Raw genomic sequence first — 2492 nt, 5'->3', positions numbered from 1 at the left:
CTGCTAGTCGTGTCCCGTCGCCATTGAGTATCGACTCTATTAGCTGTACGGCACGCGGACTTGGGTCGGATCAGATACACCTCATGGGGATCAACTGAAAGTGGCAACTTACTTTCTCAAAGCTCCTCACTTGGTATGCGTTTGCGAGAGTTAGGCGTGCCACTTCAGGGCGGTGCTCGTAGATCAACGGCTCTGGACGTAGATGTCAGCACGCAGGTTAACCGGTGTGTGCTGAACTGAGCTAGCGCGCCCGGTGTGCGGTTCGCGCCTTTCCAACGAAGGTTAAAGTGACCTCGTTGCCTCAGCGCCGCGGCGTTTGAAGTATTGTATTTTATCATGATGTAGTACATATTGATTCCAGGCAGCGAAGTCTGTGGAGAATCTCTTGCTTCAATTCAGAGCGCGTGGCGGCCTTCGCCCCAGCCAACGGGGTGCGACTGCGCAGTTTGCCTGCAGCGCGGATGAGCGATTTTCCTTTTGCATGCAGGTGCCGCGTGGCTACCGCGAGGACACGCAGCGACCATGGCCGCTCGTAGTAGTGGTCCATGACACCCTTCGCAGTTCCCAGACCTTGCGTACGCAGTTCGCGGCGTTCGCGGAGGAGCACGGTGTCATGGTGCTATCACCGCTGTTTGTAGCCGGAATAGGCGATCCAACAGACGTACACAACTACAAGCTCATCGAGTACCGCGGCATTCGCTTCGACGAAGTGCTGCTGGCAATGGTCGAGCAGGTGGCCCAGATCTATCGGCTCGCCGCCGAGCGCTTCTTGCTGTTCGGTTTCTCAGGCGGCGGCCAGTTCGTTCATCGCTTTCTGTACTTGCACCCGCGCCGCCTGCAGGCGGCGTCGATCGGCGCGCCAGGTTTGGTGACATTGCTCGATGACCAGCAGCCGTGGTGGGTAGGGACTGGGGGGCTAGCGAGTACGTTTGGCGTGGAGCCCGACATTGCAGCGATGCGCGAGGTCGCGGTGCAAATGATCGTGGGCGCCGACGATACCGACACCGACATACTCGTCGAGCCTGAATCGCGTCTGTACATGCCGGCAGTGAACGACGCCGGCGCCACGCGCATCGAACGATTGCAGGCCCTGGCCCGCAGCTTCCGCGCCGCAGGTGTGCAGGTCCGCTTCGATCTCGTCTCCGGAGCGGGGCATGACACGGGCGAGGAACTCGTTCTCGATCGGGTGCAAGAGTTTTTCGGCACGGTGCTTGCCGGTTCTCGAAGGGCTGTATGACTGTCCAACCGTTTCCTCTATTGCGCATTTCCGGGTCGCCGCGTGAACGCGGGCGTCAGTATGGCGAGCGGGCTCGCGAGCGGATCGAGATTTCTCTTTCGATCTACGAGAGCGCATTCGCCAAGAAGAACATCGCCTGGGCCGAAGTACGTCAGCGCGCGCGAGCGTTTACGCCGCGTATCGCTCTGTACGATGCGACTCTGTTGGAAGAGATTGAAGGAATCGCTGCAGGCGCTGATGTTGAAGTAGAGAGAATCGTCGCGCTCAATGCACGAACGGAACTGCTCTATGGCGATGCGCTGGCGCCGCCGCCGCCAGAGGATCAAGCAGAAGGATGCACGTCAGCGTTGGCTTTGCCTGAGGCTACGGCGGACGGCACACTGATCCACGGTCAGAACTGGGATTGGATTTCGGAGTGCGTGCGTTCGGCGGTGGTAGTGCGCATCGACTGCGGCGACGGCAATCCCATGTTGTCGTTCATGGAGGCCGGAATGTTGGCCCGAGCGGGCTTCAACGCTGCCGGCATCGCGATCACTGGAAATTTTCTGGCGTCGGATCGCGACCGGGGTCGCGACGGAGTACCGATTCCACTGTTACGACGACGGATATTGCGCGCTAGCAGTCTGGGTGTCGCCATTGGCGAGGTGTATCTCGCGCCTCGCGCGTTCTCCAATAATTTGATGATCAGTCATGCTGCGGGCATGGCGGTAGATCTTGAGGCTTCGCCTGGGGAGGTGTTTTGGCTGAAGCCGGAGGACGGGTTGTTGGTTCATTCCAATCATTTCAAGACCGAGGCGGCGAGAGCCAAAGTGCGTGATGTCGGGCTCAACATCAGCCCCGACAGCCTGTACCGAGATGATCGCGTGCAGCAGATTCTGGCCGCCCATCGAGGCCAGCTCGACGTGGGCCACTTCAAGACCGCTTTTCGCGATGACTTTGGCTTGCCCAAGGCTGTCTGCCGCGTTCCGACCGTCGGGCCAGGCGGCACGGAATCGGCGACTGTCGCCAGCATCATCATGAAGCCCGCGGCGGGGCGCATGTGGATTGCGCCGCAGCCCTATGCCGGTGGCGACTTCACCGAATATTCTTTGCATGACAGGTAAACCCATGCACGCCCGAATTCTGATCTTAATCCTCTGGTTGTCGTGTGTCGCCACCGCTTCAGCCAATGAAATTCGAATTGCGCTCAATTCAGACATCAAGACCACCGAGCCCGGTGGGCAGTCACGCGACGTCAACACCGATTCGGTCTTGA

2 protein-coding genes are annotated in these 2492 nt (G+C 59.5%); both read left to right on the top strand.

From position 1 onward, the window contains the following. The first annotated feature begins 571 nt into the window (after window positions 1-571). Window positions 572-1237 carry a hypothetical protein gene (locus JNL55_RS33910; RefSeq protein ID WP_293865268.1) on the top strand — a complete coding sequence of 222 codons (666 nt, stop codon included), beginning with the start codon at window positions 572-574 and terminating at the stop codon, window positions 1235-1237. After that, window positions 1234-2340 (top strand): C45 family autoproteolytic acyltransferase/hydolase, encoded by a 1107-nt coding sequence (locus JNL55_RS33905; protein ID WP_293865265.1) that lies wholly within the window; start codon window positions 1234-1236, stop codon window positions 2338-2340. Before JNL55_RS33910 ends, JNL55_RS33905 begins: the two co-directional genes overlap by 4 nt. The last annotated feature ends 152 nt before the right edge of the window (window positions 2341-2492 follow it).

The sequence above is a fragment of the Steroidobacter sp. genome, from assembly GCF_016790065.1.
Lineage (GTDB): Bacteria > Pseudomonadota > Gammaproteobacteria > Steroidobacterales > Steroidobacteraceae > Steroidobacter.
This window is presented reverse-complemented; position numbering and strand designations above follow the sequence as displayed.

Bases quoted from the DNA above. Each gene is read 5' to 3' on its own strand.
- JNL55_RS33905 (WP_293865265.1), top strand. From the start codon at position 1,234: ATGACTGTCCAACCGTTTCCTCTATTGCGCATTTCCGGGTCGCCGCGT.